The sequence below is a fragment of the Nostoc sp. genome, from assembly GCF_036919815.1.
Lineage (GTDB): Bacteria > Cyanobacteriota > Cyanobacteriia > Cyanobacteriales > Nostocaceae > Nostoc.
The window spans coordinates 1-5,094 of record NZ_JBALCE010000133.1 but is presented as its reverse complement, the minus strand read 5'-3'; the positions used below and the strand labels follow the sequence as shown (position 1 = coordinate 5,094).

Sequence of the window (5,094 nt, the reverse complement as noted above, 5' to 3'; positions counted from 1 at the left end):
CGAGAGTTCAGCCTTTAGTGTCAGTAATCTGCTGACGGGCTGGATTAGTTATGTACGGGCTGGATACCGTGATTCACTAATCAACGAATCGCACCTCTTTCCCTACTCTCCTACCCCGTGCCTCCAAAGTGCTAATTTACCACTTGGCTGCCATGAGTGCGGGGGTGATCTTGACTAGCCGTTGGTGCGACTGGGGTTGAGAATTTGGAAACTTTCCCGCTAGCTTGAGCATATGGGAGAGACGAACCAGTAACCAAAGCTTCTAAATTGCTAGCCATAATCGTGCGGGGTTGATCGCCGATCGCTTGGGCGATGGTTTCCCCTTGCTGACTCAAAAATACAAAATGGGGAATCCCATCTACCCGATATCTCAGCATTTCCGGTAGCCACTTGAGATTATCCACATTCAGCATCACAAAATTCATCTTGTCAGCATACTCTGTTTCCAGTTGGGCGATATCTGGAACCATTTTCTGACAGACAGTACACCAATCAGCATAAAATTCTACTAGAGATGGTTTGCCGTTGCTGACAGCTACTTCTAAGGGTGTGGACGCATCACTTAATTTGGCAAGGGAAGCTGAGGTTGTTTCAGTTCGCAATCCCAAGAAGAGGGCAACGCTGAGGGCGATCGCTACCATTACAATTAAAAAGTTTCTCAAACGCTTCCCGAATGCGGATTCCGACTTATCGGGAGAATTAACAGGTGAATCAGTACTCATAACAGAATTATTAAAACTTAATAAGCCATTTCTTCTTCAGGGTAACTGAATTATTTTACATAATTCCTGAAACAGCAGATTTACTACTTTGCTCATCAGCTTTCCCTGGATGTGCTTACCACCTAATAATTTCTCACCTTGCTCGGTGACGTTAGCTTTGAGTGAGTCGCGGTAGTTGGTAAGTTCCTTGGTTAGTTCGTTTTCTGGTAGCCTTCCAGTTTCTACCCCGGTTAAAACATACTGCCAGAGACTAATTCGGCACAGTGAGGAACCACTGGCTTTTTCAACAAGCCCGTCGCCCGACTGTTCCAGAACAGTACCCATGCCTAACCTCATTTTGAAAGTGTCGCGGCTGCGGTTGCGTTTAATTCGCTTGGTGTCCCCAGCGAGTCGCCGGACTGTGGTTTGTCCGTTTTGACGATCGCGTTCCGTTTTCTTGACTTCCCGCACTTCATACTCAATCACAGGTTTGCCATTTAGACCCAGGAATGACTCGAATGGATAGATCCTGGTGAGCAAACGCGATCGCACTCTCAACCCAAAACCGAACTTGTCAAACACGGTCATGTAAGGCTTAAATGCAGTTTCAGTCAGCATTTCACTGATTCTTGCCTCTAGGCGCTGCTCATAGAGCGAAATATCGCACATCCATTCGGCGTGTAATTCTAAAATTGGATCGATTTCAATCCCGTAGTCTTTGGCGATGGATATTTTATAGCGATTTTCGATTCTGGTTTTCCCGGCGGGCGAAATTTCTAACCTCTTGGCTAACCATGCCCAGAGTGGCGGTAAAAACCCAGCTTTACTTGATGTACTCTTGGTGTGCGCGACTTCTGGGAATTGCCAAGCTAGAAGCTGTCTAGCATAATTCACGATTGGCGATTGCACCCGGTTAAGGTGTTCGAGTTGCTGGCATAGGTCGCGGAGTTGATCAATGGGTTCTGGGCGGTGCATGAGGAAATATCTCAGATTTAATTCCCCAGTCTCTAGTCGGTGATCTGGATCGTGTCCGTAAGCAGCCATTGCTAAAGCGTCGGCAGGGTCACTTTTATTTGGAAGGTTTTTACCTCCGCGATAACGCCGCAATTCGACATGACCCACCCAAAGAATTTTAATTTCTAACTTATTGAGGATGGATGCCCAGAGTCTTGAGTAATGGTTTCCAGTTGGCTCCAAAATAGCGTAATCTGGCTTGATTTCTGCTAGATAATCGGCAAAATCAAAAGCTGATTTCTGCTTCTTTTTAGCATCAGGATTGGAGTAAAAAGCTGGATATAAAGTAGATGCTTTATTTCTTGTTTTACTCCAGTATGCCTGTAATCCGCCTTTGGGATATTGTGTTAAAATGTGAGTTTTTATCGACGACTTGCTAACATCAATTCCCAAAATAGTTGATTCTATTGTCATGGTTCTGCGTAACTAATGGTGGTTTTCAAGGACTGGCATCCTTTGATTTACCCGAACTTAATAGCGCACGAATCACCCTAACGCCCCACCATAAGAGGGGCGCGATTCAGGAGTAAACGCATTCGGGGAAATTAATCAGAGAAACCCAGCGCATGAAGAAGAGAACGCCTCACATTAGGGGCGCAATTCAGTTTGAACGCCGCACTTTCTCTGATTAACTTGCTGATTGCTTTGGACACAACCCGCGACTCTGGGAGTAATCCCAGAGTTTCGGCTACTGTGCCAGGGGTAGCCCACGCTGAAGAAGCGCGATCGCAATTTCAATTACGATTCATCAGGCGGTTTCATCGTCGTCATGCTCTAACTGTTGAATAACTTCTATTAGATTATCGGAAGCTGGATCGAGCAAATCATAGAGTTCTTTATCTATTTCCTTGTTTGCATTTTCGCTGTCATTCATGATTTTTAAAGCCTCGTCGATCTTGGCTTTGATATGTTGGCACGAATGCCAAATTATGTAATAGTCCCATGCTGGATCTGGGTGTGAAATCTCCGATTTCTGGGTTAAATCTTCCATATCTTTATCCTTCTCACTCAAAATAGTCGTCATCGTCATCTGGGTAGTAGTAAGGTGGCATTTCTCCCCATTTCTCTGTCCAAAAATCATCCTCATCCAGAAATTCACGCCCACATAATTCAGGTGGTCTACCAGGATAGAGGATGGTAGCCACACACTGAGCAAATAAAGTGGCATAATCACATTCAGGATTTTTTATATCGGTGTAGCAATGGCAATTGTTAATGTATTTATAGCCATCTCTCACCCATTCCAAACGGAAGAATTCATAATGCCATTGTTCTTTATCTCCCCAAGTTTGAGGACGCGAAAATTCTGCAAATGGTCTTTCTACTTCGCTTCCGTATTCATCCACGCCGTAAATAGCTACAGCATTGTGAGTTTCACGAATTTCTAGTTTAGGATTTTACTGGCTAGGTTCAATTACATGGTCATGCTCAGGATTCCATCCATTTCAAATAACTCTCTGAGTGAGTCGTTCATGGGAATTTCATCAGCAAGAGACTTGACAAAATGTCTAGTTTCTTCGCTGATAATTCCTGTATTTTGGGGATGTCTCAGTGCTAGTTGCAGCTGAGAAATAATTTGCCAAGCCATCAATGGAGAAATATTTAGCCCAATTTCTGGTTCATTTGATAGCTGCCGAAAATCATTGGCGTATTTGGCTGTTAATTCTTCTATTACTTCATCTTCATTCATAATTTCCTCTGCTGGCAACTACATTGCTTGTTAATTGAAGTGGTAGTATTTTCAATCGCTTTAATCAGTGCTACAGCATCTTCACCGAAGAATATTTGTTTATCGCCATTCTGCCAAGTGACCACTACTACACGGCTTGGCAATTCTTCAAATTGAATTTGACGCAACTGGGCTAGGTTAATCCAACCTGCTGCTGGTAAGAAAGCAACTAAACACGGATGGTGTATTGACTATGGTGTGCATTTTGGTAAACTAACTTTGGTATCTGTCTGTGGCGATGGCACTCCCTCGACCAGAGTGCGATCGCCTAAAAACTTCAATTAAAAATCTGCTGGGTTATAGCTTGTGGGACCACCAGCATCAATTGGGATATTGTCTGGGTCGGGTTCCTCCTCGGTCAGATTTGGTTGTATGGGGTGTTGGTCAGCTTTGAGAAGTTCAATTTGTTTGCTCAGAGCTGCATACTCTACTTTGAGCGCCGTTAATTCTTTCTTCCTGTCTCTGATCTCTTTATCAATTTGCTTATATATTTGCTCCTCATGGATTTGGCGCTCAACACTTTCTATCAGATTCTGTGTAGCAACTTCTTGATCCTCGTACTCATCGGCTTGTGCGGTTTTCTCTAGCCGTGCCGAATTATAGTCACCCAAATTTAAAACTCTTTGGTAAGTGATGGTTGTTACTTTCATTTGCTCTAAATGTGCTACTTTTGACTTGTACAAGTTTGAACTGTTGAATTGGATTTTGAAAGGCGATGGCTTCGCCCGCCGCAGGCATCGCGCAGGAGTGCGATCGCTTCCAATTAACTCTGCACTTCAAACTCTGCGAGGCGGTTACGGAAAACCACTTCAATTCGGCCACTGAAAAGTTTTGCCACAATTTGGTAGTAATTGTCCGCATCGTTGCGGCGGCGGAACTCAGACAAGATAATCCACTTGCATGGGGAAACTTCTCTCAAAACGATCCAATCAAAAAGCTGTTGTTGATAAGTCATTAGTTGACCAGCTGAATAACTGTTTCTTGCCGAGGCAATTACGTTGGCTGGTCTTTTTGTCGTCTATTACTAGACATTATGTCTGGATATGTTGTCCCTGTCAACCCATCTAGTCATATTGTCTAGACGGGGTGTTATGGTAAAGAAAAGAGTGAGTAGAGAAAAAGATGGGGGTGAATCACCCTTGAAAGCCCTTAGAAGTGAATTGGACATGTCTCAAGAGGAGTTCGGGCGATTTATTGGCACAACAGCCAGAACTGTCAGTAGATGGGAGGCTGGCGATAGTATACCTACGTTCACGATCACCCAAATGAAGGCACTTGATCGGTTAATGAAATCAAAAGGTAAAACTATCCAAGATTTGCCTGATGATTTTGGCCCCTATGGCCGATTGCCGATTCCTGAAAACTAAAAAATTCGCCGCAGTGCTGTAGCAAGCACTGTGGCGTAAGCAAATCTCTAAACTAATCATGACAGAATCTGACAACGGAAGCGCTCCCAAGCAGCTGACCTTGTTCGCGGTGGAGTCGCTCGAAGCTGCGCCTTCCCCCCTCCCCCCTTGTTACGATTCTTACTGGGATGAAATAACCAATAGCGATCGCGATCGCTGGAATCCTGCACACTTCGGAGAAGTACCATTTCAGACTGACGGTGATCAGATAACAATTTTTTGGGACATCGACGAACCCCCAGAC

Annotated in this window: 10 protein-coding genes and 1 pseudogene; 4 read left to right on the top strand and 7 right to left on the bottom strand. The window is 44.3% G+C overall.

Translation table 11 applies throughout. The features are described from left to right. Positions 1-131 precede the first annotated feature (131 nt). Positions 132-722 carry a thioredoxin family protein gene (locus V7K15_RS29880; RefSeq protein ID WP_334911637.1) on the bottom strand — a complete coding sequence of 197 codons (591 nt, stop codon included), beginning with the start codon at positions 720-722 and terminating at the stop codon, positions 132-134. Between the two features lie 36 nt (positions 723-758). Beyond that, a complete protein-coding gene (locus tag V7K15_RS29875) occupies positions 759-2,129 on the bottom strand; it encodes an IS110 family transposase (protein WP_334911636.1) in 1,371 nt (456 codons plus the stop codon). Between the two features lie 192 nt (positions 2,130-2,321). Here V7K15_RS29875 and V7K15_RS29870 point away from each other — a divergent pair, with 192 nt between their 5' ends. Next, positions 2,322-2,504: a hypothetical protein gene (locus tag V7K15_RS29870; RefSeq protein WP_334911635.1), complete on the top strand. Its 183-nt coding sequence runs from the start codon at positions 2,322-2,324 to the stop codon at positions 2,502-2,504. Here the strand turns inward: V7K15_RS29870 and V7K15_RS29865 are convergent. From V7K15_RS29865 to V7K15_RS29845, 5 genes are all read right to left on the bottom strand, one after another. Then, on the bottom strand, positions 2,464-2,706 hold the full coding sequence (locus V7K15_RS29865; protein ID WP_334911633.1) for a hypothetical protein: 243 nt from the start codon (positions 2,704-2,706) through the stop codon (positions 2,464-2,466). The two genes, V7K15_RS29870 and V7K15_RS29865, sit on opposite strands and share 41 nt — an antisense overlap. Before the next feature lie 13 nt (positions 2,707-2,719). Further along, the gene (locus V7K15_RS29860) at positions 2,720-3,061 is read right to left on the bottom strand and encodes a hypothetical protein (RefSeq protein ID WP_334911631.1); all 342 of its coding nucleotides are present in this window, start codon (positions 3,059-3,061) and stop codon (positions 2,720-2,722) included. 68 nt (positions 3,062-3,129) lie between these two features. Further along, positions 3,130-3,405, bottom strand: coding sequence for a hypothetical protein (locus V7K15_RS29855; protein WP_334911629.1), 276 nt, complete (start codon positions 3,403-3,405; stop codon positions 3,130-3,132). After that, positions 3,402-3,572 carry a hypothetical protein gene (locus V7K15_RS29850; protein WP_334901922.1) on the bottom strand — a complete coding sequence of 57 codons (171 nt, stop codon included), beginning with the start codon at positions 3,570-3,572 and terminating at the stop codon, positions 3,402-3,404. Before V7K15_RS29850 ends, V7K15_RS29855 begins: the two co-directional genes overlap by 4 nt. Before the next feature lie 153 nt (positions 3,573-3,725). Further along, the gene (locus tag V7K15_RS29845) at positions 3,726-4,094 is read right to left on the bottom strand and encodes a hypothetical protein (protein WP_334911627.1); all 369 of its coding nucleotides are present in this window, start codon (positions 4,092-4,094) and stop codon (positions 3,726-3,728) included. 65 nt (positions 4,095-4,159) lie between these two features. Between V7K15_RS29845 and V7K15_RS29840 the strand changes: the two genes are divergently transcribed. From V7K15_RS29840 to V7K15_RS29830, 3 genes and pseudogenes are all read left to right on the top strand, one after another. Then, a complete protein-coding gene (locus V7K15_RS29840; protein ID WP_334911625.1) occupies positions 4,160-4,402 on the top strand; it encodes a hypothetical protein in 243 nt (80 codons plus the stop codon). 133 nt (positions 4,403-4,535) lie between these two features. Continuing rightward, entirely contained in the window at positions 4,536-4,811 is a 276-nt protein-coding gene (locus V7K15_RS29835) for a helix-turn-helix domain-containing protein (RefSeq protein ID WP_334911623.1), read from the top strand. Between the two features lie 58 nt (positions 4,812-4,869). After that, a pseudogene (locus V7K15_RS29830) lies at positions 4,870-5,094 on the top strand (hypothetical protein); the annotation flags it as partial.

What these genes read in the sequence shown, in the direction of transcription:
- V7K15_RS29840 (WP_334911625.1), top strand. Translation starts at nt 4,160, where the DNA reads ATGGCTTCGCCCGCCGCAGGCATCGCGCAGGAGTGCGATCGCTTCCAA.
- V7K15_RS29880 (WP_334911637.1), bottom strand. Translation starts at nt 722, where the DNA reads ATGAGTACTGATTCACCTGTTAATTCTCCCGATAAGTCGGAATCCGCA.
- V7K15_RS29835 (WP_334911623.1), top strand. Translation starts at nt 4,536, where the DNA reads ATGGTAAAGAAAAGAGTGAGTAGAGAAAAAGATGGGGGTGAATCACCC.
- V7K15_RS29865 (WP_334911633.1), bottom strand. Translation starts at nt 2,706, where the DNA reads ATGGAAGATTTAACCCAGAAATCGGAGATTTCACACCCAGATCCAGCA.
- V7K15_RS29875 (WP_334911636.1), bottom strand. Translation starts at nt 2,129, where the DNA reads ATGACAATAGAATCAACTATTTTGGGAATTGATGTTAGCAAGTCGTCG.
- V7K15_RS29855 (WP_334911629.1), bottom strand. Translation starts at nt 3,405, where the DNA reads ATGAATGAAGATGAAGTAATAGAAGAATTAACAGCCAAATACGCCAAT.
- V7K15_RS29845 (WP_334911627.1), bottom strand. Translation starts at nt 4,094, where the DNA reads ATGAAAGTAACAACCATCACTTACCAAAGAGTTTTAAATTTGGGTGAC.